This is a genomic window from Bradyrhizobium sp. CCGB20 (assembly GCF_024199855.1).
GTDB lineage: Bacteria > Pseudomonadota > Alphaproteobacteria > Rhizobiales > Xanthobacteraceae > Bradyrhizobium.
On sequence record NZ_JANADN010000001.1, the window covers coordinates 870607 to 896028 of the forward strand.

At 64.7% G+C, this 25422-nt stretch carries 27 protein-coding genes; 19 read left to right on the plus strand and 8 right to left on the minus strand.

From position 1 onward, the window contains the following. Positions 1-2 precede the first annotated feature (2 nt). The 5 genes from NLM15_RS04065 to NLM15_RS04085 all read left to right on the plus strand — a co-directional run bounded on the left by NLM15_RS04065 (position 3) and on the right by NLM15_RS04085 (position 3376). Positions 3-656, plus strand: a complete 654-nt coding sequence (locus NLM15_RS04065) for a cytochrome c oxidase assembly protein (protein ID WP_254115437.1) — start codon at positions 3-5, stop codon at positions 654-656. Between the two features lie 79 nt (positions 657-735). Further along, positions 736-1632: a cytochrome c oxidase subunit 3 gene (locus tag NLM15_RS04070; RefSeq protein ID WP_212485618.1), complete on the plus strand. Its 897-nt coding sequence runs from the start codon at positions 736-738 to the stop codon at positions 1630-1632. 111 nt (positions 1633-1743) lie between these two features. Beyond that, positions 1744-2145 carry a DUF983 domain-containing protein gene (locus tag NLM15_RS04075; protein ID WP_254115439.1) on the plus strand — a complete coding sequence of 134 codons (402 nt, stop codon included), beginning with the start codon at positions 1744-1746 and terminating at the stop codon, positions 2143-2145. After that, a complete protein-coding gene (locus NLM15_RS04080) occupies positions 2142-2894 on the plus strand; it encodes an SURF1 family protein (RefSeq protein ID WP_254115441.1) in 753 nt (250 codons plus the stop codon). Before NLM15_RS04075 ends, NLM15_RS04080 begins: the two co-directional genes overlap by 4 nt. A 116-nt stretch (positions 2895-3010) precedes the next feature. Beyond that, complete coding sequence (locus NLM15_RS04085) at positions 3011-3376, plus strand: nuclear transport factor 2 family protein (RefSeq protein WP_254115443.1); 366 nt, start codon at positions 3011-3013, stop codon at positions 3374-3376. Here NLM15_RS04085 and NLM15_RS04090 read toward each other — a convergent pair. Continuing rightward, positions 3373-4707 carry a histidine kinase gene (locus NLM15_RS04090; protein WP_254115445.1) on the minus strand — a complete coding sequence of 445 codons (1335 nt, stop codon included), beginning with the start codon at positions 4705-4707 and terminating at the stop codon, positions 3373-3375. The genes NLM15_RS04085 and NLM15_RS04090 overlap by 4 nt on opposite strands. 86 nt (positions 4708-4793) lie before the next feature. Here NLM15_RS04090 and NLM15_RS04095 point away from each other — a divergent pair, with 86 nt between their 5' ends. The 5 genes from NLM15_RS04095 to NLM15_RS04115 all read left to right on the plus strand — a co-directional run bounded on the left by NLM15_RS04095 (position 4794) and on the right by NLM15_RS04115 (position 10104). Further along, a complete protein-coding gene (locus NLM15_RS04095; RefSeq protein WP_254115447.1) occupies positions 4794-5438 on the plus strand; it encodes a response regulator transcription factor in 645 nt (214 codons plus the stop codon). Positions 5439-6000: 562 nt separating this feature from the next. Continuing rightward, positions 6001-7419: a threonine synthase gene (gene thrC, locus NLM15_RS04100; protein ID WP_254115449.1), complete on the plus strand. Its 1419-nt coding sequence runs from the start codon at positions 6001-6003 to the stop codon at positions 7417-7419. Beyond that, positions 7416-8705, plus strand: coding sequence for a pitrilysin family protein (locus tag NLM15_RS04105; RefSeq protein WP_254115451.1), 1290 nt, complete (start codon positions 7416-7418; stop codon positions 8703-8705). The genes thrC and NLM15_RS04105 overlap by 4 nt, the downstream gene beginning before the upstream one ends. A 39-nt stretch (positions 8706-8744) precedes the next feature. Continuing rightward, entirely contained in the window at positions 8745-9332 is a 588-nt protein-coding gene (locus NLM15_RS04110) for a GNAT family N-acetyltransferase (protein ID WP_254115453.1), read from the plus strand. A 121-nt stretch (positions 9333-9453) separates the two neighbouring features. Beyond that, positions 9454-10104, plus strand: coding sequence for a hypothetical protein (locus NLM15_RS04115; RefSeq protein ID WP_254115455.1), 651 nt, complete (start codon positions 9454-9456; stop codon positions 10102-10104). 207 nt (positions 10105-10311) lie between these two features. Here the strand turns inward: NLM15_RS04115 and NLM15_RS04120 are convergent, their stop codons facing one another. The 5 genes from NLM15_RS04120 to NLM15_RS04140 all read right to left on the minus strand — a co-directional run bounded on the left by NLM15_RS04120 (position 10312) and on the right by NLM15_RS04140 (position 12956). Beyond that, complete coding sequence (locus NLM15_RS04120; RefSeq protein ID WP_254115457.1) at positions 10312-10797, minus strand: ATP F0F1 synthase subunit B; 486 nt, start codon at positions 10795-10797, stop codon at positions 10312-10314. A gap of 5 nt (positions 10798-10802) precedes the next feature. Then, positions 10803-11369 (minus strand): F0F1 ATP synthase subunit B, encoded by a 567-nt coding sequence (locus NLM15_RS04125; RefSeq protein ID WP_254115459.1) that lies wholly within the window; start codon positions 11367-11369, stop codon positions 10803-10805. A gap of 66 nt (positions 11370-11435) precedes the next feature. Continuing rightward, positions 11436-11666 carry a F0F1 ATP synthase subunit C gene (locus NLM15_RS04130; protein ID WP_007599451.1) on the minus strand — a complete coding sequence of 77 codons (231 nt, stop codon included), beginning with the start codon at positions 11664-11666 and terminating at the stop codon, positions 11436-11438. A 53-nt stretch (positions 11667-11719) separates the two neighbouring features. Next, positions 11720-12469 carry a F0F1 ATP synthase subunit A gene (locus tag NLM15_RS04135; RefSeq protein ID WP_007605089.1) on the minus strand — a complete coding sequence of 250 codons (750 nt, stop codon included), beginning with the start codon at positions 12467-12469 and terminating at the stop codon, positions 11720-11722. 112 nt (positions 12470-12581) lie between these two features. Continuing rightward, positions 12582-12956 carry an AtpZ/AtpI family protein gene (locus tag NLM15_RS04140; protein WP_254115461.1) on the minus strand — a complete coding sequence of 125 codons (375 nt, stop codon included), beginning with the start codon at positions 12954-12956 and terminating at the stop codon, positions 12582-12584. A gap of 75 nt (positions 12957-13031) precedes the next feature. Between NLM15_RS04140 and NLM15_RS04145 the strand changes: the two genes are divergently transcribed. From NLM15_RS04145 to NLM15_RS04155, 3 genes are all read left to right on the plus strand, one after another. Continuing rightward, positions 13032-13247 carry a hypothetical protein gene (locus tag NLM15_RS04145; protein ID WP_254115469.1) on the plus strand — a complete coding sequence of 72 codons (216 nt, stop codon included), beginning with the start codon at positions 13032-13034 and terminating at the stop codon, positions 13245-13247. Positions 13248-13313: 66 nt separating this feature from the next. After that, positions 13314-13850: a hypothetical protein gene (locus NLM15_RS04150; RefSeq protein ID WP_254115471.1), complete on the plus strand. Its 537-nt coding sequence runs from the start codon at positions 13314-13316 to the stop codon at positions 13848-13850. Between the two features lie 132 nt (positions 13851-13982). Beyond that, on the plus strand, positions 13983-14456 hold the full coding sequence (locus tag NLM15_RS04155; RefSeq protein ID WP_254115473.1) for a secondary thiamine-phosphate synthase enzyme YjbQ: 474 nt from the start codon (positions 13983-13985) through the stop codon (positions 14454-14456). A 128-nt stretch (positions 14457-14584) separates the two neighbouring features. Here NLM15_RS04155 and NLM15_RS04160 read toward each other — a convergent pair whose 3' ends face one another. Beyond that, positions 14585-16210, minus strand: coding sequence for an MFS transporter (locus NLM15_RS04160; protein WP_254115475.1), 1626 nt, complete (start codon positions 16208-16210; stop codon positions 14585-14587). Positions 16211-16552: 342 nt separating this feature from the next. On the opposite strand from NLM15_RS04160, the gene NLM15_RS04165 reads away from it, so the two are divergent. Next, on the plus strand, positions 16553-17224 hold the full coding sequence (locus tag NLM15_RS04165) for a response regulator transcription factor (RefSeq protein WP_212485604.1): 672 nt from the start codon (positions 16553-16555) through the stop codon (positions 17222-17224). A gap of 126 nt (positions 17225-17350) precedes the next feature. Further along, positions 17351-19378, plus strand: coding sequence for a DUF3857 domain-containing protein (locus NLM15_RS04170; RefSeq protein WP_254115477.1), 2028 nt, complete (start codon positions 17351-17353; stop codon positions 19376-19378). Between the two features lie 35 nt (positions 19379-19413). Here NLM15_RS04170 and NLM15_RS04175 read toward each other — a convergent pair whose 3' ends face one another. Then, positions 19414-22254 carry a winged helix-turn-helix domain-containing protein gene (locus tag NLM15_RS04175; protein ID WP_254115479.1) on the minus strand — a complete coding sequence of 947 codons (2841 nt, stop codon included), beginning with the start codon at positions 22252-22254 and terminating at the stop codon, positions 19414-19416. 198 nt (positions 22255-22452) lie between these two features. Between NLM15_RS04175 and NLM15_RS04180 the strand changes: the two genes are divergently transcribed. The 4 genes from NLM15_RS04180 (at position 22453) to NLM15_RS04195 (ending at position 25421) form a co-directional block, all read left to right on the plus strand. Then, positions 22453-22872 (plus strand): organic hydroperoxide resistance protein, encoded by a 420-nt coding sequence (locus tag NLM15_RS04180; RefSeq protein ID WP_254124141.1) that lies wholly within the window; start codon positions 22453-22455, stop codon positions 22870-22872. A gap of 40 nt (positions 22873-22912) precedes the next feature. Next, positions 22913-23944 (plus strand): alpha/beta fold hydrolase, encoded by a 1032-nt coding sequence (locus NLM15_RS04185; RefSeq protein WP_254115485.1) that lies wholly within the window; start codon positions 22913-22915, stop codon positions 23942-23944. 71 nt (positions 23945-24015) lie between these two features. Beyond that, positions 24016-24579 (plus strand): cytochrome P460 family protein, encoded by a 564-nt coding sequence (locus tag NLM15_RS04190; RefSeq protein WP_254115486.1) that lies wholly within the window; start codon positions 24016-24018, stop codon positions 24577-24579. A 17-nt stretch (positions 24580-24596) separates the two neighbouring features. Then, entirely contained in the window at positions 24597-25421 is an 825-nt protein-coding gene (locus tag NLM15_RS04195; RefSeq protein WP_254115489.1) for an SDR family NAD(P)-dependent oxidoreductase, read from the plus strand. Position 25422: the final 1 nt, after the last annotated feature.

Sequence of the window (25422 nt, forward strand, 5' to 3'; positions counted from 1 at the left end):
ACATGGATCAAAAGCCGACCATATCGCAGGATGTCAGCGCCAAGCCGGTCAATCGCACGTCGGCCAAGAGCCGCGGGCTGGGCCGCGATGTGGTGGTTGCTTCCATCTGCGGCGGCGTGGTCGCGCTGATGGTCGGCGCCTCCTACGCGGCCGTGCCGTTCTACAACTGGTTCTGCCGCGCCACCGGCTTCAACGGCACGACCCAGGTCGCGACCGCTGCCCCTGCGACCGGTCCGATCGCGCGGAAGATTGCCGTGCGCTTCGATTCCAATGTCGCGCCCGGACTGCCCTGGAAGTTCGAGCCGGAGCAGAACGAGATCGAGGTCAATATCGGCCAGGTCGTGACCGTCTTCTACACCGTGACCAACCAGGCCGCGCGGACCACTGCGGGCCAGGCCGCCTACAACGTCGCCCCGCTGACGGTCGGCTCCTACTTCCAGAAGATCAACTGCTTCTGCTTCACCGAGCAGACCATGGCGCCGGGCGAGAAGCGCGAGATGCCGGTCGTGTTCTACGTCGATCCGTCGATTGCCGACGACCACGAGAACGACGGGCTGAACACGATCACGCTGTCCTACACGTTCTATCCGGTGAAGGATCCGGTGGTGAAGCCGCTGGCATCGGGCGAAGACGACAAACGCAAGGGAAATCTCTGATCGCCGGGCTCACGCTCAGCGGGTTGGACACAAGGGGATAAGTGCCGGACAGGCACGGGATTGAGGAGAGAGACCGCAAATGGCAACGGCGCACACCAAGCATCACGACTACCACCTGGTCGATCCCTCCCCGTGGCCCGTCGTCGGCTCCATCTCGGCTTTCATCATGGCGGTTGGTGCGATCACCTGGATGCACCACATGTTCTCGGCCGCGCCGATCATCTTCGGCGTCGGGACCGTCGGCGTGATCTACACCATGGCGAGCTGGTGGGCGGACGTGATCAAGGAAGCCCAGTACAAGGGCGACCACACCCGCGTCGTGCAGCTGCATCACCGCTACGGCATGATCCTGTTCATCGCCTCCGAGGTGATGTTCTTTGTCGCCTGGTTCTGGGCCTATTTCAACGCAGCGCTGTTTCCGGCCGACGCGGTCCACGCCACCCGCGACGCCGTCTTCGGCTGCGGCCTCGGCACCGCGGCCGGCGCCTGCTCCGTTCCGGGCACCTGGCCGCCGCACGGCATCGAGACCTTCGATCCCTGGCATCTGCCGCTCCTGAACACGCTGATCCTGCTGACGTCAGGCACCACCGTGACCTGGGCGCATCATGCGCTGCTCGAGAACGATCGCCAGGGCCTGAAGTACGGCCTGATCCTCACCGTCGTGCTCGGCGCGCTCTTCACCTGCGTGCAGGCCTATGAGTACAGCCACGCGGCGTTCTCGTTCGGCGGCAACGTCTATGGCGCGACCTTCTTCATGGCGACCGGCTTCCACGGCTTCCACGTCCTGGTCGGCACCATCTTCCTGCTGGTCTGCCTGTTCCGCGCCTATGCCGGCCACTTCACGCCGACCCAGCATCTCGGCTTCGAGTTCGCCGCCTGGTACTGGCACTTCGTCGACGTGGTCTGGCTGTTCCTGTTCCTCTGCATCTATGTGTGGGGACACGGCGCCGAGACCATGGCCCACGGCGCGCACTGAGCCGCGACTGATCAATCAGAAAGGGCGGCCGCAGGGCCGCCCTTTCGCTTTTCGTCCGCCGGAAGCCTTGCTGAAAGAAGCCTTGGCGGAAACTGTGCTAGAGTCCGCGACATGAACGACACCGCCGGCACGTCCGAGCCCCAAACCACCGTCCTGCAAAGCGCAATGCGCGGGCTCGCCTGCAAATGCCCGCGCTGCGGCCAGGGCAAGCTCTATGCGGGCTTCCTGACGCTCGCGCCGTCCTGCGACCGCTGCGGCCTCGACTATGCCTTCATCGATACCGGCGATGGTCCTGCGATCTTCATCATCATGCTGGCCGGCGGGATCGTCGTTGCGTGCGCGCTCATCGTCGAGGTCAAATACCAGCCGCCGTACTGGCTGCATGCCGCGCTGTGGCTGCCGCTGATCCTCGCCACCACGTTATTGCCGTTGCGCGCCATGAAGTCGCTGCTGATCGCGCTGCAATTCCATCACAAGGCGGCACCGGGCCGGCTGGTCGACCGCGCGAAATGAACGAGACCGCGCGCAAGCCTCGCGTGGCCGGCTTCGCGCTGTTCACGCTTTTCCTGACGGCGGTGTTCGTCGCGCTCGGTGCCTGGCAATTGCAGCGCCGCGTCGCGAAACATCAGTTGATCGCAGCATTGACCGAGCGCCTCGCGGCGGCACCGGTTGCGTTGCCGCCGCCGTCGCAGTGGAGCACGCTGACGCCGGAGCGGGACGAATTCCGCCGGGTCACTTTTACGGCGACCTACGAGTCCCGTCTGGATGCGATGGTCTACAGTTCCGGCTCTGCCATCCGCTCCGATATTTCCGGTCCCGGCACCTGGGCTTTCCTTCCCGCACGGCTGCCCGGCGGCGATATGGTCGCGGTCAACGCGGGCTTCGTGCCGAACACCAAACAGGACCGCGCCCTGCAGGATCGGGCGGTCGCGCGGCTCGTTACCAACAAGCCGGCGACGTTGACCGGCTACGTCCGTTTCCCCGAAGCGGCCAGCGTGCTCATGCCCGACGCAGAGCACGACAAACGGCTGTGGTTCACTCGCGATCATCTCGCCATGTCCCGGGCGCTCGGCTGGGGCACGGTCGCACCGTTCTACGTCGACCTCGAGCAGCCCGTACCCGAGAACGGCATTCCGCGTCCGGGGCCGCTCGACGTGCATCTGAAGGACGATCACCTGCAATACGCCATCACCTGGTTCGCGCTCGCGGGCGCGGTACTGATCGCGTTCGGCGTCTGGGCGAGGGGACGACGCCCGGCCTGAATTGACCGGAGGTTCCCGGGAGGAACCCGGTATCGCCCGGGGTTTATTATTCAGCGCAAATTCACGAGGGTGGTCTTAACCCGCACGCAAATTTTTGCGGCAGACAGGATTTTGGTGTGAGCGATTTCGACCAGATGGGAATTGTCGTCGACTGGGTGGATGCCTGCCGGAAGGGCGACCTCGCGACGCTGCTCGACCTCTATGCGGACGACGCCCGGGTCGAATGCATGTGTAACGGCTCGCGCCACTATCGCGGACGAGGCGAGCTCGAAACCTATTGGGGACCGCGGCTCAGCACCTTCTCGTCGGCAGGCTTCGGTCTGGAGGAGATCAATCCAGTGCCGCATGGGATCGATCTCGAATATTCCGTCGCGGGTTCGCTGCGCATCCACGCCTCGTTCCGCTTCAGCCCCGAAGGCAAGATCTACAGCACCCTGTGCGAGCCGGCACGGCAGACTCCCCATGCCGATGGTGCGTGCTAGCCGGATGCCGGCTCGTCTCGCACCGTCCCGACCGGCAGGCAACAGCGTACATAGGTTCGTTCGTCCGCGCGCAGCAGTGACAGCGATCCGCTGAGCGCGCGCACGCGCTCGTGCATGCCCGTCAGGCCGCGGCCGAAGACGTTGCCCTCGGGAAAGCCGCCGCCGTCGTCGGAGATCTCGATCGTGAGCACCTCGCCGGCAATGGTCGCCTGCACACGGGCATTGTTCGCCGCGGCGTGGCGCAGCACGTTGGTCAGCGCCTCCTGGATCAGGCGATAGACCGTCTGGGCCAGCGGTCCGTCGATCTCGTTCAGACCAGGATCGATCGTGGCCGTCAGGTTGATATGCGGCGCTTGTCTGCGAAAGTTCTGGAGCAGCGTCTGCACGCTGGTCTTGAGCCCCAATTCCTCGATGTAGAGCGGCCGCAGCCGGTCGAGGATGCGGCGGTTGGTCTGCTGGAGCGCCTCGACCGATCGCATCACCTCCTGCGCCGGGTTGCCGGGATTTCCCGGCGAGGCCTCGCTCAGCGCGATCGCGCCGGCGCGGATGCCGAACAGGAGCGGTCCGAGCTCGTCGTGCAGCTCGCGCGCAAGATCGCGCCGCTCATCGTCCTGGAGCGACACCAGGCGGTGTAACAGGTCGCGGTTGTCCTGACTCAATTGTGCGAGTGTCATCGCCAGCGCATTGGCTTCCTCGCAACTCTGCCGGATCTCCGGCGGTCCTGCGACCGGGATCGGCGTTGCATAATAGCCGCGCCGGATTCGCGTGAGGCCCGCGCCGAGATCTTGCAGGGGACGCAGCACCGATCCCGCAAAGAGATATGCAATCGTCCCGGTCAGGACCATCAGCAGGGCGATGAGGCTCGTCAGCGCCAGGAAGCCGATCCATTTCTCGAACAGGTCGGCTGACAGGTCGGGCACGAACACGATGTCGCCGACGCGTCTGCCGTCTATGATGACAGGAGATGCCGCGTCCATGTCGGGGATGACGATCAGGTCGACGAACCATTGCGGCACGCCATGCAGGTCGCGCAGGCCGCCCTTCGCCGGGGGGGCGGGACCCGCTTCCACCGAATGGAATTGAATATCCGAGGAACTGTCCAAAGAATGGACAAATGCATCGAGCATCTTCCGCGGGTCGTCCGAGGCCCTCAGGGTGTTGTTGAGCGCCGCGGCGACGGTCCGGGTCGAGCGCCGGCCCGGCTCATTCTCGTCGGCAAGCTGGCCCGTCGCGAAGGTCTGGAGCAGCACGCCGCCCATGACCAGCGCGGCAAGGAAGCTCAGGCCGAGAGGAAGAAACAATTGTGTTCTGAACGAGAGTCGTTGCCACATTAGGTCAATTCTAACGCGCATTGACGGGATTTGCTCTTTCCATTTGTTCCCGCCGGTCTATGAGTCGAAAAACAAGAGAGCGCGCAATGCAAGATACCGCCAAGCCGGCGACCCGAGTTCTGATCGTCGACGACCATCCCGTGGTGCTGTCAGGATGCCGCACCCTTTTCGCGTCCGACCACTCGATCCGTATCGACGAGGCGACCGACGCCAAATCCGGGCATCGCGCCTATGTCAGCAAGCGGCCCGACGTCACCGTCATCGACATCAGCCTGCCCGACGTCTCCGGTTTCGAGCTGATGCGGCGGATCCGCAAGGACGACCCCGATGCCAAGATCATCATGTTCAGCATGAACGACGATCCGGCCTTCGTGGTCCGGGCGGTCGAGCTCGGCGCGCAGGGCTATGTCTCCAAGGGCGATGATCCCCGGATTCTGCTCAAGGCGGTGCGCAAGGTGGTCGCGGGCGACAATTTCATCTCGCCGCAGCTCGCGGAGGCGGTCACGTTCTCCGGTGCCGCGATCAAGGCCAATCCGGCCTCGCAGATGACGCCGCGGGAGCTCGAAATTCTCCGCCTGCTCGGCCGTGGCGACAAGATCGTCGAGGTCGCCGAGGCACTCGGTATCTCCTACAAGACGGTCGCCAATACGACGTCGCTGCTCAAGCAGAAGCTTGGCGCCAAAAACCATTCCGACCTGATCAGGATCGCGGTGGAAATCGGGATGAGCTGACGCCCGGGCACTGACGGCCGGAGCACCGAACCGGCTGCTCCAGGATGCAGCCGGTTCGGCTGGGCGGATCGGTCTCGGCGTGCAGCCGGGCAATGCATGGACAGCGCCGACACCATCCGCCGACACAATGGACCGAGGTGGCGTTCGTTCCCGAGCCGCCCGGCCGTTTAGGGAAAGAATGGCAACATGCGTCGAGTCGTTGCTCGGAAGCGTTGGCCAGAGCCGAAACGCGTCGGGAAAAATAGGAACATTTTCTCGCGCCCGCCGTTTTCGCCCTTGACGATTTCGTGACAGGCGACGAAAGCTTGCGGGAACAGTTTTGGCGGGTCGGCGACCCGCACGAGGCAAACCGGGTCTGCACATATCAACGACAGACCTTCCAAGAGAGGGGCTGCGGCGTCGCCGCAGCCCTTTTTCGTTGAGCGGCGCACAGGCGGAAGCGGTTTCCCGATCCCGCAAAACACTTTATGGTGGCCCAACGCCTCTGGCTGTTATCAAGTAGTTTCGTGAAATCAAAGGCTTATGGATCGGACCCAGGGCCGGCCGGCCTTTGGAGGGCAGTTTGACTCGCTATATCTCGACCCGGGGCGAGGCCCCAGAACTCGGCTTCTGTGACGTGATGCTGACCGGGCTTGCCCGCGACGGCGGCCTGTATGTGCCGGCGACCTGGCCGCAGCTCTCGACGGATGCCATCGCCGGCTTCTTCGGCCGCCCCTATTGGGAGGTCGCGGTCGACGTGATCCGCCCGTTCACAGGCGGCGAGATCACGGATGCCGAACTCGGCCGCATGGCCAACGAGGCCTATGCCACCTTCCGCCATCCGGCGGTGGTGCCGCTGCGCCAGATGACGCCGCATCAGTTCGTGCTGGAGCTGTTCCACGGCCCGACGCTCGCCTTCAAGGATGTGGCGATGCAGCTGATCTCGCGGCTGATGGACCACGTGCTCGCCAAGCGCGGCCAGCGCACCACCATCGTGGTCGCGACATCAGGCGACACCGGCGGCGCTGCGGTCGAAGCCTTCGCAGGGCTCGAGAATGTCGACCTCATCGTGCTGTTTCCGCACGGCCGCATCTCCGAGGTGCAGCGGCGGATGATGACCTCGACGGGCGCGGCCAACGTCCATGCGCTCGCCATCGAAGGCACGTTCGACGACTGCCAGGCGCTCGTGAAGGGGATGTTCAACAACCATCGCTTCCGCGATGCGACCGCGCTCTCCGGCGTCAATTCCATCAACTGGGCGCGCATCGTCGCCCAGGTGGTCTATTACTTCACCTCCGCCGTTGCCGTCGGTGCGCCGGCGCGCACGGTGGATTTCGTCGTGCCGACAGGCAATTTCGGCGACATCTTTGCCGGCTATGTCGCCAAGCGTATGGGGCTGCCGGTGCGCACGCTGCGCATCGCCGCCAACGTCAACGACATCCTGGCGCGCACGCTCAAGACCGGGATCTACGAGGTGCGCGAGGTGCACGCCACGGCGTCGCCCTCGATGGACATCCAGATCTCCTCGAATTTCGAGCGGCTGCTGTTCGAGGCCGGCCGGCGCGATGCGGCTGGCGTGCGCCGTCTGATGGACTCGCTGAAGCAGTCGGGGCGCTTCGTGCTGCCCGACGCGACGCTGGCGGCAATCCGTGAAGAGTTCGACGCCGGCCGTGCCGACGAGACCGAAACTGCGGCTGCGATCCGCGCCGCCTGGCGCGAGGCGGGCGAGCTGGTCGATCCCCACACCGCAGTCGCGCTTGCCGTCGCGGACCGCGATACCACCGACACGACGGTTCCCAGCATCGTGCTGTCCACCGCCCATCCGGCCAAATTCCCCGATGCGGTCGAAGCGGCCTGCGGCCAGCGGCCGCAACTGCCCGCCTGGCTCGACGGTCTCATGGCCAAATCCGAACACATGAAGGTGATGAAGAACGATCAGGCCGAGGTCGAGCGGTTCGTGCTGTCGGTCAGCCGCGCCGCGAAACAGGGAGTTGCCGGATGAGCGTCGAGATTTCCAAGCTTGCCTCCGGCCTGACCGTCGTCACCGACAAGATGCCCCATCTCGAGACCGCGGCGCTCGGCGTCTGGGCCGGCGTCGGCGGGCGCGACGAGAAGCCGAACGAGCACGGCATCTCGCATCTGCTCGAGCACATGGCGTTCAAGGGCACGACCAAGCGCACCTCGCGCGAGATCGTCGAGGAGATCGAGGCGGTCGGCGGCGACCTCAATGCCGGCACCTCGACCGAGACCACGTCCTACTATGCGCGGGTGTTGAAGGCCGACGTGCCGCTCGCGCTCGACGTGCTCGCCGACATCCTCGCCAATCCTGCCTTCGAGCCCGACGAGCTCGAGCGCGAGAAGAACGTCATCGTGCAGGAGATCGGCGCGGCACAGGACACGCCCGACGACGTCGTGTTCGAGCATCTCAACGAGCTCTGCTATCCCGACCAGCCGATGGGCCGCTCGCTGCTCGGCACCGCCAAGACCTTGCGCGCCTTCAACCGCGACATGCTGCGCGGCTATCTGTCGACGCATTATCGCGGTCCCGACATGGTGGTGGCGGCAGCCGGCGCGGTCGATCACAAGCAGGTCGTCGCCGAGGTCGAGCGGCGCTTTGCGAGTTTTGAGGGGACGCCGGGCCCGAAGCCGCAGGCAGCCCAGTTCGGCAAGGGCGGCGCCAAGGTGGTGCATCGCGAGCTCGAGCAGGCGCATCTGACGCTGGCGCTGGAAGGCGTGCCGCAGAGCGATTTGTCGCTGTTCTCGCTGCAGGTCTTCACCAACATCCTCGGCGGCGGGATGTCGTCGCGGCTGTTCCAGGAGGTGCGCGAGAAGCGCGGCCTGTGTTACTCCATCTACTCGTTCCACGCGCCCTATACCGACACCGGCTTCTTCGGCCTCTACACCGGCACCGATCCGGCCGACGCGCCGGAGATGATGGAGGTCGTGGTCGACATCATGAATGATTCGGTGGAGACGCTGACCGAGGCCGAGATCGCGCGGGCCAAGGCGCAGATGAAGGCCGGCCTCTTGATGGCGCTGGAGAGCTGCTCCTCCCGCGCCGAGCAGCTTGCCCGGCATGTGCTGGCCTATGGCCGGCCGCAGACGGTCGAGGAACTGGTGGCCAGGATCGACGCGGTCAGCGTCGAATCGACCCGGGATGCGGCGCGTGCGCTGCTTTCGCGGAGCCGCCCTGCGGTTGTTGCATTGGGCAGTGGCAGGGGTCTGGACACGGCGGTGTCTTTTGCGGAAGGATTGACCCGGGCACGTGCCAAGGCGCGGCTGCATTAGGAGCCGCGCACGGGCTGATTTGCCCCGGGAAGCATCACCATGGCCCTCTTTCGCCTGCCATCCAGTGGACCCGCCGCCCTCGCGCCGCGCGGCAATGGGCTCCTGCTGCGCGCACCGCAGATGTCGGACTTTCTGCAATGGGCCCATTTGCGCGAGACCAGCCGCGACTACCTCACGCCCTGGGAGCCGATCTGGCCGTCGGACGATCTGACCCGGTCAGGCTTCCGCCGGCGCCTACGCCGCTATTCCGAGGACATCGCTGCGGACCGCTCCTATCCGTTTCTGATCTTCCGCGAGCTCGACAGTGCCATGGTCGGTGGCATCACGCTCGCCAATGTGCGCCGTGGCATCGTGCAGGCCGGCACCATCGGCTATTGGGTCGGCAAGCCTCATGCCCATCGCGGCTACATGACGGCGGCGCTGCGGGTGCTGCTGCCGACGCTGTTCGGCGAGCTCAATCTGCACCGGGTCGAGGCCGCCTGCATCCCCACCAATGCGCCGTCGATCCGGGTGCTGGAGAAGTGCGGTTTTTCCCGCGAGGGCCTGGCGCGCCGCTATCTCTGCATCAACGGGGTCTGGCAGGACCATCTGCTGTTCGGCCTGCTGCACGAGGATTTCCGCGGCTGAGCCCCTCCATTCATGTGACCAAAGTCTCTCTGGTCTTGCCTTGGGTTCGCCGATTTTGACGATATAACGCGCATTCCCGGCCGGCGATCGGCCGGATAATTGTCATGGAGTACGGGCGTTGATGGTGCAGGAGCTTCGGTCATCGCGGAATGCGTTGCGGCGGGGAACGGGCATTGCGCTGGCGCTGTCGGTCGTGCTCGCCACGGTCTCGCCGGTGGCGGCCCAGTCGCTCACCGACCGCTTCAAGAGCCTGTTCGGCGGCAAGTCTGACGAGCCCGAGCCGCCAAAGCCGGCACCTGCGCCCGGTCAGCCGGCCGAGGACGACCTCGATTGCCCGCAGGTCACGGTGCGCGCGGGAGCCTCGACCTACGCGGTTGGCGCCGCCGGCAAGCCGGCCGCCGGCAATGAGATCCGTTTCCAGGCCTCCATCACCAAGATGGCGCGCGAATGTGCCCGCAGCAGCGCCGGCATCACGGCCCGGATCGGCATCCAGGGCCGCGTCATCGCCGGTCCCGCCGGTGCGCCTGCCACCGTCGAGGTGCCGTTGCGTATTGCCGTCGTGCACGGCGGCGTCGGCGAGAAGGTGATCGCCTCGAAGGCCTACCGGACCACGGTCGAGATGACCGAGGGCGGCAGCGTGCCCTTTACCTTCATCGCCGAGGATCTGGCCTATCCGGTACCCCCGGCCAAGGATGCCGATTCCTACATCTTCTATGTCGGCTTCGACCCGCAGGCGCTGTCACCCGAGCCGAAGGCGCGGAAGAAGAAGTAACGCGTGGTTGCGCGGTAATCTCAGCCGTCATTGCCCGCGAAGGCGGGCAATCCAGTATTCCGAGGCAGCGAGGCTGGAATCGAGAAGCTGCGGCGTACTGGATCACCCGCCTTCGCGGGTGATGACATCCGATATGTGGCTACAGATCGCCAAACAAAAAAGCCGGCGCTCATCGCGCCGGCTTTTTGATTGATGAAGGCGAAACCCTCAGTTCAGCTTCTGCCGGACCTCGGTGATGCCCTTGGCGAGCAGATCGTCGGCGACCTGACCCTTGACCGACTGCGACAGGATCGTGGAGGCGGCCTGGACGGCGGCTTCCGCGGCTGCGGCGCGAACATCGGCCAGCGCCTGGGCCTCGGCGAGCGCGATCTTGCTCTCCGCGGTCTTGGTGCGGCGGGCGACGAAGTCTTCCATCTTCGCCTTGGCCTCGGTCGCGATGCGCTCGGCTTCGGACTTGGCGTTGGCGATGATGTCGGCAGCCTCGCGCTCGGCCGTGGCACTGCGCGCCTTGTAGTCGGCGAGCACCTTGGCCGCTTCCTGCTTGAGGCGCGTCGCGTCGTCGAGCTCGGCCTTGATGCGGGCGGCACGATGATCCAGCGCCGTCATCGCCGACTTGAAGACCCCGAGATAGCCGAACACGACCATCAGGATCACGAAGGCGATGGCGACCCAGGTTTCAGGATCGAAGAACATCTCGACTAACCTTTCAGGGACGCATCGACCGCGGCATTGACCGACCCAGCGTCGGGAACGACACCGGTGAGCTGCTGCACGATCTGACCTGCCGCATCGGCCGCGATGCCGCGGACGTTGCTCATGGCGGTGGCGCGGGTCGAGGCGATGGTCTTCTCCGCCTCGGCGAGCTTGGCCGCCAATTGTTCTTCCAGCGCCTTGCGCTCGGCTTCCGCCTGCGCATTCGCCTTGTCGCGGGATTCGTTGCCGATCGCCTGTGCGCGCGTGCGCGCCGAAGCGAGCTCGCTCTCATAGGCCTTCAGCGCCGCGTCGGACTGATCCTTCAGCTTCTGCGCTTCGGCGAGGTCACCCTCGATCTTGTTCTGACGTGCCTCGATCGCACCGCCGACGCGCGGCAGAGCGAGCTTGGACACGATCACGTAAAGCAGGACGAAGAAGATCGCGAGCGACACCAGCTGTGAAGCGTAATTGCTGCTCTCGAACGGCGGAAACCCGCCACCGTGGTGACCACCGTCAGCCTCGGTGTGAGCGCCCGCCGCCGGACCTTTTGCGCCGCCATGACTTTCAGCCACGGAGTTCTCCTGTTGCGGTCACACGCGCCGTTCCAATGGAATGGAACGGCGCGAAAAACGTCGTCCTCAGAGCGGAACGAACAGCAGCAGCAGCGCGATCAGCAGCGAGAAAATGCCGAGCGCTTCGGTCACGGCGAAGCCGAAGATCAGGTTGCCGAACTGGCCCTGAGCGGCCGAGGGGTTGCGAACGGCTGCGGCGAGGTAGTTGCCGAAGATCACGCCCACGCCGACGCCCGCGCCGCCCATGCCGATGCACGCGATGCCCGCGCCGATAAGTTTTGCTGCTGCCGGATCCATTTTAGACTCCTTGGAAGAAAGATTGGGTTGTGGGTGGAAATTCCCCGGACCGCTCAGTGTCCCGGATGAATGGCGTCGTTGAGGTAGATGCAGGTCAGGATCGCAAACACATAGGCTTGCAGGAACGCGACCAGAATCTCGAGCGCGTACAGCGCGACCGTGAGGGCCAGCGGCAGCACGCCGCCGACCCAGCCGAGGGCGCCGAGCGAGAAGCCGAGCATGGCGACGAAGCCCGCGAACACCTTCAGCGCGATGTGGCCGGCCAGCATGTTGGCGAACAGACGGACGCTGTGGGAGACCGGCCGCAGGAAGAACGACAGGATCTCGATGAACATCACCAGCGGCAGGATGTAGCCGGGGACGCCGTGCGGCACGAAGATCGAGAAGAACTTCAGGCCGTTCTTGGCGACGCCGTAGATCAGGACGGTGAAGAAGACCAAAAGCGCAAGCGCTGCCGTCACGATCAGATGGCTCGAGATCGTGAAGGTGTAGGGGATGATGCCGACCAGGTTCGAGACGCAGATGAACATGAACAGCGAGAAGATCAGCGGGAAGAACTTCATGCCTTCCGCGCCGGCCGTCGAGCGGATGGTCGAGGCGACGAATTCGTAGGAGATCTCGGCGACCGACTGGAGGCGCCCGGGAACCAGCTGCGTGCCGCTGGCGAGCATCAGGATCGAGATGATCGCGACCGCCACCAGCATGTAGAGCGACGAATTGGTGAAGGCGATCGTGTGATTGCCGATATGGCCCAGGGTGAAGAGAGGCTCGATGTTGAACTGGTGGATCGGGTCGATTTTCATCAGCGCGGCATCTCTTGGTCTGCCGGGCAATGCCGGCGGGTCTCGGTCTGCCGGCCGGGCCGGCCCGTACCGGCAAGGCCGGTACGATCATTCCTCTCTTGGTGCGGATCGCTTAGGAACCATCGCGCCTGTTTTGACCCGCGCCTGCCGTTCTCACCACGTTCACCACGCCGGCCACGAAGCCCAGCAGCAGGAACACGATAAATCCGAAAGGCGACGTCGACAGCAAGCGGTCGAACCCCCAGCCAATCCCCGCTCCGACGACGACACCGGCGACCAACTCGGAGGATAACCTGAAGCCAAGCGCCATCGCCGAGGCTCTGGCCGCTCTGTCTTCACCGTCACCTGCGGGTTGCTCGGTCTTGATCCGTCGGTCCCGGAATTCGGACAACCGTTGATCTAGATTTCCGAGCCGTTCGGAAAGCGCAGCTTCCTCGGGCGATCTATCGCGATCTCCATTCTCGCCGTGCCCCGTGCCCTGTGTCATGCAACGAAGACCCGAAACGCCGCGGCTGAATGGAAATTACGCCCGCCACCCTCAAAAGCCGCGCGGACCATACTGATGGCCCATAATCAAGTCAAGCCAAGTCACGATTGCGTCGCTTTCTGTTATGTGACTGATTTGTTTGATGATATTGGCACGCGCGGCAGCGCTGCACACAGCGTGACGCCGCACCGCAGCAGCTCTCCTCATGATCGGCGAATACGACCGCCATTTCGCCCTGCTGACGGGATCAAAGCGATTGCCGCGATCGTTGATACCGGTGGCGCGTTTTAGGCGGCAGATTGCCTCGCCGGGGTGTAGAATTTGAGGGGAAGCAGCAGCGCCATGGTGGAGAGCGCGATGAGACCGGCGAATTCATCCACAGCATCATGGCTCGCAGCGGCGGTATTCGCCGGCGCGATGACCATCAGCGGCGGCCTGGCTGCCGCACAGCCCGCGCCCGACAGCGAAAACGGCCGCTACAGCATGACGCCCATCCCCGAAGGCGTGCTGCGGCTCGACACCCGCACCGGCACGGTATCGACCTGCGCCAGGAACGGCGCCGGCTGGGCCTGCTATGCGGTGCCCGACGAGCGTACCGCGCTCGACGCCGAGATCGGCCGGCTCCAGGCCGAGGTCGAGAAGCTGAAGGGGCAGCTCGCGGCGGGGCCGACGGTGTCGGGCAAGATCGGCGAGGCGCTACCGAAATCCGATCCGCTCAAGAAGCCGGAGCCGCAAGCGCGAGAACCAAAGGCCGCCGAGGGTGACCGCAAGATCGAGATCCCGCTCCCGAGCGACCAGGATGTCGATCGCGTGATGTCGTTCCTGGAAAAGGCCTGGCGCCGGCTGATCGACATGGCCAACCGCGTGCAGAAGGACGTATCGGGGAAGATTTAGCGCGTGACGAGCTGTCGTAGGGTGGGCAAAGCGAAGCGTGTCCACCAATTCATGTAATGGAATCGAGATGGTGGGCACGGCGCTACGCGCCTTTGCCCACCCTACGGCAGCTTCCCGAGTTGAGAGAATTCGATGACATCGGCCAAATCCATCACGCGCTCGGCGCCAACGTCGGTGCAAGCCACCACCATCGCATCGTCGCTGCTCACCGTGCAGACGCCTGGCCGCGGCTTCACCGATCTCACCAGCGAAGCTGCGAAGTTCACCAATGAGGTTCACGCGCGCGACGGCGCGCTGACGCTGTTCATCCGTCACACCTCGGCGTCGCTGACGATCCAGGAGAACGCCGACCCGTCCGTGCTGGTCGATCTCACCACGGCACTGTCGCGGCTCGCGCCGGAAGATGCCGGCTGGACCCACGACACCGAAGGGCCCGACGATATGCCCGCGCATATCAAGACGATGCTGACGGGGGCCTCGCTTCAGGTCCCCGTCCTGAACGGCAAGCTCGCGCTCGGCACCTGGCAGGCGATTTATCTGATTGAGCACCGCAAGCGCCCGCACCGGCGCGAAATCGTGCTGCAATTCATAGGCAGCAATCAGTAGAGCGCTTTCGAGCGAAGTGGATACCGGTTCGCGTGAAGAAAACGCGTCAAGGCAAGAAGCTCTAGCTCGCAAAACAAAACCGGCCGCGGAGACCGCGGCCGGTTCGTGGTGTCGATCGGTGCCGTCGATCAGGTCGCCTTGATGTCGACGTCCTTGGTCTCGGGCAGGAAGAAGAAGCCGATCACGACGGTAATCGATGCGAAGATGACCGGATACCAGAGACCAGCGTAGATATCGCCGGTCGAGGCCACGATGGCGAAGGCCGTCGCGGGCAGGAGGCCGCCGAACCAGCCGTTGCCGATGTGGTAGGGCAGCGACATCGAGGTGTAGCGGATGCGGGTCGGGAACAGTTCGACCAGCATCGCGGCGATCGGGCCGTACACCATGGTGACGAAGATCACCAGGATGAACAGCAGCCCGACGACCGCGGCCACCTGCGGACGGAAGATGTCGAACGGATGCGACATCTTCACGATGCCCGCATCGCCCGGCTTCGGATAGCCCGCTGCCTGCACGGCGGCGAGGAGCGCCGGATTACCGTCCTTGGCGTTGGCGTAGGCAACTTCCTTGCCGTTGACCATCACCTTCACGCCGGAGCCGGCCGCGCCGGGAGAGGTCGTGTACTTGACCGACGATTGCGACAGGTAGGCACGTGCGGTGTCGCAAGGCGCGCTAAAGACGCGGGTGCCGACCGGGTTGAACAGGTCGCCGCAGCCTGCGGGATCCGCCACCACGTCGACCTTGACCGATTCGATCGCCTTTTCCAGCGCCGGGTTGGCGTTGGTGGTGATCATCTTGAAGATCGGGAAGAAGGTCAGCGCCGCGATCAGACAGCCGCCGAGGATGATCGGCTTGCGGCCGATCTTGTCGGAGAGCACGCCGAACACGATGAAGAAGCCGGTGCCGAGCAGCAGCGACCAGGCGATCAGCAGGTTGGCGGTGTATCCGTCGACCTTCAGGATCGATTGCAGGAAGAACAGCGCGTAGAACTGGCCGGTGTACCAGACCACGCCCTGGCCCATCACGCCGCCGAGCAGCGCGAGCAGCACCAGCTTGCCGTTCTGCCAGTTGCCGAAGGCTTCCGTCAGCGGCGCCTTCGAGCTCTTCCCCTCGTCCTTCATCTTCTGGAAGATCGGGGATTCGTTGAGGCGGAGACGGATCCAGACCGAGATGCCAAGCAGCAGCACCGAGACCAGGAACGGAATGCGCCAGCCCCAGGCCGCGAAATCGGCTTCGCCGGTCGCGGTGCGGGTGAACAGGATCACCAGCAGCGACAGGAACAGGCCGAGCGTCGCCGTCGTCTGGATGAAGGAGGTGTAGTAGCCGCGCTTGCCGTTCGGCGCATGCTCCGCGACGTAGGTCGCCGCACCGCCATACTCACCGCCGAGCGCCAGGCCTTGGGCGAGACGCAGCGCGATCAGGATGATCGGGGCCGCGATGCCGATGGTCGCCGCATTGGGCAGCAGGCCGACGATGAAGGTCGACAGGCCCATGATCAGGATGGTGACGAGGAAGGTGTATTTGCGGCCGACGATATCGCCGACGCGGCCGAACACGATCGCGCCGAACGGACGGACCAGGAAGCCCGCGGCGAAGGCCAGCAGCGCGAAGATGTCGCGGGTTGCCGGCGGATAGGCCGAGAAGAACTGCGCGCCGATGATGCCGGCCAGCGAACCGTAGAGGTAGAAATCGTACCACTCGAAGACGGTACCGAGCGAGGAGGCGAGAATGACGAATCGTTCGTCCTTCGTCATTCCTCCCGCGCCTGTCTGAGACACAGCCATTGTCGACATGTTGAGTCGCTCCCCGAAATGCGTTTCCTCGCGCCCCGGATGTCCGGTCATGCCGGATCAACCCAGGTCTTGCCCGCAAGGTAACATCGGCGTGAAACCCGCCCCAATACGACTTTCGGCCTTGCGCACTGACGCGCACCTGACACAGCGGGCCTGCAATCCGGCACGATCGCGCTAGACCGTGGGTTAACCCCATTCCCGCAAAGGGATAATGCCCACTTGCATGCCACGTCTGGGCGGGAAAGAATTGACCAAGGCCCCGGGCCGGCTTACTGGCCCGGTGTGAATGCCAGCAAGAGAACGATGAGCGCTCCTTCGACCCATCTCGTCATTGCCGATGACCATCCGCTGTTCCGCGATGCATTGCGGCAAGCGGTGGCGGGCGTCCTGACCTCGGCCAGGATCGACGAGGCCGGATCGTTCGAGGATCTCACAAAGTTCCTGGAACAGACATCCGACGTCGATCTGGTGCTGCTCGACCTCTCGATGCCCGGGATCTCCGGCTTTTCCGGCCTGATCTATCTGCGTGCGCAATACCCTGCCATCCCGGTGGTGATCGTCTCGGCCTCCGACGACAGCGCCACGATCCGCCGCTCCCTCGATTTCGGCGCCTCCGGTTTCATCCCGAAGCGATTCGGCGTCGAGACCTTGCGCGATGCGATCCTCAAGGTGATGGAGGGTGACGTCTGGGTTCCCGCCGACACCGACCTGTCGGCCGCCGCCGACCCCGACATGACGCGCCTGCGCGACCGCCTGGTGACGTTGACCCCACAACAGGTCCGGGTCTTGATGATGTTGTCGGAGGGCCTCCTCAACAAGCAGATCGCCTATGAACTCGGCGTCTCCGAAGCCACCATCAAGGCGCATGTCTCGGCGATCCTGCAAAAGCTCGGCGTCGAGAGCCGCACGCAGGCCGTGATCGCGGCGGCCAAGATCGCCGGCGGCCAGTGGAAGCAGGGCACCCCGACGGGGTGAAGGCCGTGTTCGGCCTGTTTCGTCAAATCCATGTCTTGCAGGGAATCTCGCGTCGCGCGTGTTGCGTTGCGACATTCATTTGATACAACCTCCGCGTCGAATGGAATGTCGTGTCGGAGCAGGGGCGTGGGGTTGGAATGGAATGCGCGCGATCTCGTTGATTGCGCGCTGGTGCCGGAGTGGGTGGATCACCAACCCTATCGCTTTCCAATCCCTGACACGGAAGTCTCCTGCATAGCGAGCGGCGCGTGCCGCCTGCTGTGCGATATTCAAACCGATCTGAGCACGAACACCGTCGCCTGGCATTACCGGGCCGCCCACCGCGTGCTGACCCGCGAGGGCGCCGAGCGGGTGGCGCATTTCGTGGTGGACTTCGACCCCGGCTATCAGCGCCTCGAAGTGCATTTCATTCGCGTCGTCCGCGGAGCCGAGCGCATCGAACATGCTCGGCCCGAGGCCTTCCAGATCCTGCGTCGGGAGAGCAATCTCGAACGTTTGGTGTTCGACGGACACCTGACCGTGTCGCTGCTGGTACCCGATGTGCGGATCGACGACATCGTGGAGTTCAGCCTCACGATCTACGGCGGCGTGCCGGTCCTGAAGGGCAAATATCAGTCGTGGATCAATTTTGATCGCGCCAATCCGTTCTATGAGATGCGCCAGCGCTTGCGCCGGCCGATCGCGCGCAATGTCAGCTTCAAGAGCTTCAACGATCCGCCGCAGTCGCAAGTCAGCGCGACCGACGGGATCGAGGATCTGCGATGGCAGCTGATCGGCCAGAAGCGCAGCGAGCCGGAGGACATCACGCCGCCATGGGTTCTTCTGAACCCCTCGCTGCAATTGAGTGAGTTCGAAAGCTGGAACGAGGTGGCTTCGCTGCTATCACCCCATTACGAGGCGGATGGTCTTCCCGACGCGCTTGCTCAGGAAATCGACCGCATCGCGCGGGAATACGACGAGCCGAGCGAGAGAGCGGCCGAATGGTTGCGCTTCGTGCAGCGGGAGCTCCGCTACTTTGCTTTCTCCGTCGGTGAGGGTGGACTGACGCCTCGGCCGGTCGAGACCATCTGGAGCACGCGCTTCGGTGATTGCAAGGATGCATCGACACTCTATGTGGCGGGCGCACGCCGGCTGGGCCTCGATGCCTGCGCCGCACTGGTCTCGACGACCCATGGCTACGCGCTCAAGGATTTCCTCCCGAGCGCAGCTGTCTTCAATCATTGCATCGCGCGTCTGCGGCTCGACGGGCGGAGCTATTGGCTCGACCCGACGCTGCCGATGCAGTGCGGCCGCTTGCAGGACATCTATCAGCCGCATCCCGGCTGGGGATTGCCGCTCACGCAGGAGACGGCCGAGCTGGAACGGATGGGAAGCGAAGAGCCGGTCCAGATCGTTCATTGGGAGGACGAGATCGCGCTGGGCCCAAGGCGCGACTCGCCCGCCACCGTGGACCGAACGATCGACTTCACGTCCTGGTATGCCGACGGGATGCGCAACCGGTTCGCCAATGAAGGCACCGGCGGCTACGTCGACGCCATGCTGAAGGAATGGCAATCCGTTTGGCCTGGAGTGACCAAGGCGGCGCCAGCCGAGGTCCACGACGATCGCGCCCGTAACACGATTACGGTCGTGCTGAAGCTCACGATTCCAAGCGGCTGGCAGCCGGGCAGCGCAGGCGCGCCGCTGGTATTTGCCGTTGCGGACATGGCGACGAACCGCGAGCTTCATCCGCTGGTTCAGTCGCGCCGCGAGGCAGACATCTTCCTCGCGCGGCCGCGCAAGATCACCAACATGCTGAGATTGAACATGCCGCGCCGCTGGCTTGGTGACGGCTGGTCGCGCAATCTGGAGGCACGCAATATCAATTTCGTTGATCGCCTTATGGTTCGCGGGCTGGTCATGACCAGCTACCGCGAACTGACGATTCATGGATGGTCTTTGCCGGCCGCCGGGATGGAAGCGTACAACGAGGTCGCCAAGAAGCTTCAAGAGAACTTGCTGTTGATCGAGGGATCCGAACTATTCGGCAGGATACGGCCGAACATGGGCGCGCGCGGCTGGGCCATTCTTGCAATCCGGTGGGTGGCAGGCAGCCTCTGGGGCGTATTTGTGCTCTTTTACCTCCTGCGTGCATTCTACTTCTTTCATCATTGACCACGCAGAGGCGGATGTGCCGGGTCTGGTACGGCCTATTTGTTCTCCAGAAGCTCGTTGGCCATCCTGATATCCGCCGTCTCTGAGCCCTCGGCAAAACCTTCGAGGGCCGATTGAACCAGTCGCTCCGCTTCCTCGCGGCAACCGCGTTTGGAGAGTAGCTGGGCGAGATCGATCGCGGTCCGCAGCTCCCAGGCCTTCGCGCCTTTGCGGCGGCTCAATTCCAGTGATTGCCTGAAATGGGCTTCTGCCTGCTCAGCCTCGGGCTGCGGTGGCGACAAGAGGACCTTGCCCTTCATGCGCAGCAGCTCGGGCATGTAGAGATGATCGCCGCCTTGCTCGACGAGGCGGATCGCGTCGTCGATCAGCCGCGCGCTCTGCTCGATCTGCCCGAGCGCCAACAAGCCATGCACAAGTGCGATGTTGAACGTCGTGGTGAGTAGCTCGTAGCCGGCGTCGTGGAGCTCGCGCAGACAGCCCCGTATCGTCTCGACGCCGCCCGCGGCATCGCCGCGCCGGATCGCCAGCTCGCCTTTGACGCCTCGGCCGACCGCGAGATAAGGGCCCATCGAGCGCAATTCGGCGTGGGCGATGAAGCGGTCGATGTTCTCTTCCGCACCGTCGAGATCTCCACCCCAGAGATCGATCGAGACCGCCCAGATCAGCGCGATGCAGAGCGTGATCGGGTGGTCCATCTGCGCGGCCTCGGTGACCGTCTGCAGCGCCAGCTGCCGCGCCTCCGCTGGTCGTCCCTGTAGCCAAAGCTCGCGCGCGAGCGAGATGCCGGCCCGGTTGCGGTGATCGAAGCCGTAGACCGTGCTGATCCGCTCCGTGCCCGGCCCGTGCCAGGCGGCCTCCAGCATGCCCAGTGCGTCGCGATGCTCGCCGGCCAGATGCAAGGAGACGCCCAGCAGCGAACGGGCGAGCGCGATGGAGGCGGCATCGCCGAGCGTCTCGGCAACCACAAGGCTCTGCTGTGCGTAACCGAGCGCGGCGTCGAACTGTCCCATCCGCTCGTGGAAGATGTGCATGCGGCCGAGCAGCTGGAGCTGGTTCGGCGCGTCGCCGCGCGCTTCGGCGATCGCAAGGCTCCGGCTCAGGGCGGCACGCGCAGCTTCGCTGCCGCCGCGCGTGAACATCAAGGTCAGTCCGAGGGCGGCCTGGATGTGCATCTCCTCGGCGCTGCCGCGCGCGGGCGGATCAAGGGCGAGCAGCGCCCGCTCCGACCAGCGCCGGCATTCGATCAGCAGCGACATCGCGAGAAAGATGGGAGCTGCCGCGGCGGCGAGCGCAATGCCGATGCCGACATCGCCCTCCGTGCCGAAGCACCACTCCAGCGCGGCGCGCACGTTGTGAAGCGCGGAGAAATGGATCGCGCGTTCGTCGGCGCTCGGCACCGTCGCCCACGTCGTGCCGGCCTGCTCCAGCCATCGCCGGTAGTAGGTTGCGTGGCGGCCAGCGAGCGCGGTCTCGTTCGGCTCGATCTCGAACAGATAGGCGCGCGTCGTGTCGAGCAGACGGTAGCGCATCATGGCGCCGATCGGCCGCGGCGCGACCATCGACTTGGCGACCAGGCTGTCGATGGCATCGAACAGGCGCGAGCGGTCGACGCGTTCGTCCGGCACGATCTCGAGCGCGGCGTCGATGGTGAAGTGACCGGCGAAGACGGCAAGCCGCCGCAGCACGAGGCGCTCTGTATCGGACAGGAGCCCGTAGCTCCAGTCCAGCGTCGCCTGCAACGTCTTTTGCCGCGGCGGCGCGGTGCGCTGGCCCTGCCAGAGCAGATTGAGGCGTTCGTCCAGCAATGCGGCTGTTTGTTCCAGGCCGTAAGCCTCGACCCGGCCGGCGGCGAGCTCGATTGCCAGCGCCATGCCGTCGAGCTTGCGGCAGATCCCGGCGACGATCGTGGCATTGGCATCGTCCAGCGCGATCTGCGCGCCGCCGGCCATGGCACGTTCGAGGAAGAGTTGTAGCGCGGGATAGCTCTGCGCGGTGGCCGCGGTCAGTCCGGGATTGTCGGGTGGAACGGCCAGCGGCGCCAACCGATAGACCTGCTCGCCCTCGACGCGCAGGGCTTCGCGGCTCGTTGCGAGGATGTGAACATTCGGCGCGGCGTGGAAGATTTCTGCTGCCAGCGGCGCCGCGGCGGCGACGACATGTTCGCAATTGTCCAGGATCAGCAGCATCCGCTTGTCGCGGAGATGGGTGAGCAGCGCGGGCAGGGGATCGTCGGTCTGCGCCGGCAAGCCCAGCATCAGCAGGATCGAGGTGATCACGAGGTCGGGATCGCTCAGAGCAGCAAGATCAACAAAGTGTGCTGCGTCGGAGAAGGTCTCGAGCAGATCGTGCGCGATCGCCACCGCAACGGCAGTCTTGCCGACGCCGCCGGGGCCGACGATCGTCACGAAGCGCGACGAGATGAGCCTGTCCGAGACCGCGGCGACGACATCGTCGCGTCCGACCATCCGTTGCAAACGGTTAGGTAGTTTTACGGGCGGCAATTCCGCTCGCGGCGTGGGGCGCCGCTCTGCCTGGATTTCTCTCTGCGCGATCGGCGCCACGAAGCAATAGCCGCGGCCTGACAGAGTCGTGATGTAGCGGGCGCCGTCCTTGCCGTCGCCGAGCGCCTTGCGAAGCGCTGCGACCTGAAAGCGCAGATTGGCTTCTTCGACGGTGACGCCGGGCCACACCAGCGCCATCAGATCCCATTTACCGACGACCTGGTTCGGCCGCGACATCAGCGCGATCAGCGTGTCGAAGGCTTTCGCGCCGAGCGGCAGCGCCACGCCGTCGCGCGTCACGAGTCTTTCGTGAGGAGTCACGGTGAACGGCCCGAACGACAGGGTTCCCGTTGCGGTGCCGGCCGGCTCGATCATGGCGGATTCTTGGTCCTTTCACAGGACCCGATAGCCAGATGATGGCGATCCGGCAAGGCCGTCCCTGCATCGGCATCAGACCGCAGATGCAGGCCTCGTGAGGGACTGTAAGCCGAGGCCTCACAACTTCTCACAAGTCACAACGGGTGTCCTGCGGCGGCCGCTGATAATCAAATGCGCGACGGCAAGGAGACCTTCATGACGCAAGCGGCAAAAATACTTTACACGGCGCGCACTCACACCAGCGGCGGACGCCAGGACGGCACGTCCCGCAGCTCGGACGGCCGGCTTGATGTGCGGCTCTCGCCGCCCGGCGGCGCAGGCGTCGGCACCAATCCCGAGCAATTATTCGCGGCGGGCTGGTCGGCCTGCTTCGAAGGCGCGATGGAAAAAGCCGCGCGCAAGCGGAAGATCGATCTTCCCAGGAAATGCGCGGTCGATGCGGAGATCGATCTCGTGCTCGACGAGAACGCTTATTCGCTCCGGGCACGCCTCAATGTCAGCCTGCCGGGCCTCGACCCCGAGATCGCGCGCGGCATCATCGATGACGCGCATCAGACCTGCCCCTATTCCAAGGCCGTTCGCGGCAACATCGACGTCACGGTTGCGCTGATCTGACGCACCGCATCCTCCCAACCATCAACAAGGTAACATCATCATGAAACAGATTATCGACCAGCATCGTCGCAAGTTTTTCGGCATCGCCGCGGGAACCGTCGCCGTCGGACTCGGCGCGATCGACGTCGCCCGCGCGGAGACGGACGCGCCGCGCTCCCAGGCATCGAACGCGTCCTTCGGCGCGATCAAGCAGATCGATGCCGGCGTCCTCAACGTCGGCTATGCGGAAGCGGGTCCCTCGAACGGCCCGGTGGCGATCCTGCTGCACGGCTGGCCCTACGACATTCACGCCTTCGTCGACGTCGCGCCGATCCTGGCAAAGGCCGGCTATCGCGTGATCATCCCCTACCTGCGCGGCTATGGCACCACGCAATTCCTCTCCAGCGAGACGCCGCGCAACGGCGAGCCTGCCGCAATGGCCGTCGACATCATCGCGCTGATGGACAAGCTCGAAATCAAGAAGGCGGTCGTCGCCGGCTTCGACTGGGGCGCACGCACGGCCGACGTCATCGCCGCGTTGTGGCCGGATCGCTGCCGCGCATTGGTGTCGGTCAGCGGCTATCTGATCTCCAGCCAGGCCGCCGGCAACGCGCCGCTGCCGCCGTCTGCCGAGTTGCAATGGTGGTACCAGTTCTACTTCGCGACCGAGCGCGGCCGCGCCGGATACGAGAAATACACGCACGATTTCGCCAAGCTGATCTGGAAGCTCGCCTCGCCGCAGTGGAAGTTCGACGACGCCACCTTCAACCGGAGTGCCGCGGCGCTCGACAACAAGGATCATGTCGCGATCACGATCCACAATTACCGCTGGCGGCTCGGGCTCGCCAAGGGCGAAGCCAAATACGAGCATATCGAAAAGAAGCTGGCCGAAACCCCCGTCATCAGCGTGCCGACGATCACGATGGAAGGCGACGCCAATGGCGCGCCGCATCCCGAGCCGAGTGCCTACGCCAAGAGGTTCTCCGGCCGGTACGACTTCCGCCTGATCACCGGCGGCATCGGACACAATCTGCCGCAGGAAGCGCCGCAAGCCTTTGCCAAGGCCGTCATCGACGCCGACGGCGGCGCCTGAGGATTTTGTCTGCCCCGGTCCAGCCTGGCTGGACCGGGGATCATCCGTCGATCCGAGCTTGTTGAAAAATCATGACCCCAACTGAACCTGAAAAGAAGAAGTTCGCATTCTCCACGGTGATCATTCTTGCCGTGGTCCTCCTCGTCGTTGTGCTGACTTGCGTGCCATACCTCGCCACGATCGTCTTTGCGCAGACGTCCGCGGAGCGCGCAACGGCCGATGCCTCACCAATCTTCGGTGTCACGATTCCCGCCGGCTACAAGCAGTGGGAGCTGATCGCACCGGCCGAGGAGGCGGCGCCCCTGGACGAGCTTCGCGCCGTCGTCGGCAACCAGACCGCGATCGATGCCTATCAGGCCGGCAAGCTTCCGTTCCCGGACGGTACCGTTCTGGTCAAGCGCGCCTGGAAGCGGAAGCAGTCGCCCGAGTTTGCGTCCGCGACGATTCCCGGTGCCGCCACCACGGTCCAGGTGATGGTCAAGGATTCCAAAAAATACGCCTCGACCGGCGGCTGGGGCTTTGGCCGCTTCATCAACGGCAAGCCGGTCGACGAGGCCCAGCATCGCACCTGTTGGGGCTGTCACGAAGCCCGCGCCAAGAGCCGCGACTACGTCTTCACGCGGCTCGCGCCGTGAGCCGCACGGAGCGCATCATGTCGAAGATCTGGTTCATCAGCGGCAGCTCGCGCGGGCTCGGCCGCGCCATCACGGAAGCGGCGCTCGCGGCGGGAGACCGCGTGGTTGCGACGGCGCGGGACATCAAGCCGCTCGAAGCGCTGCGCGAACGCTTCGGTGCAAGCCTGCGGCTCGCAACGCTCGACGTGACCGACGAGGTCGCGGCGCAAGCGGCCATTGACCTCGCCGTGGATGCATTCGGCGGCGTCGATGTGGTCGTGAACAATGCCGGATATGGCGATCTCGGATCGGTCGAGGACACGAGCCTTGCCTCGTTCCGTCAGCAGATCGAGGTCAATCTGCTCGGCACCATCATCGTCACGAAAGCGGCGATCCCCGTGCTGCGCCGGCAGCGCCGCGGGCATATCGTGCAGTTCTCATCCGTCGGCGGGCGGATCGGAGCCCCCGCACGCGCGGCCTATTCGGCTGCAAAATGGGGCATCGAAGGCTTTTCGGAATCGCTGGCGCGCGAGATGGCGCTGATCGGCGTGCACGTGACGATCGTCGAACCCGGCGGCTTCCGTACCGGGTTTGCGCAGGCCGCGCATGCGACCGGTGAAGGCCGCGCGGAATACGATGCGGTGGTTGGCGCTGCCGTCAGGATGCAGCGGGATTACGACGGCCGCCAGCCGGGTGACCCGGCGAAGGCTGCGACCGTCGTGTTGAAGCTCGTCGACATGGATCATCCGCCGCTCCGGATCGCGCTCGGCAGCGACGCCGTGAATGCCATCGCGGCGACGGACCGGCAACGCCTCGAAGAGCTCGAGAGGTGGCGCGCGCTGAGCGTCTCGACCGACTACTGAC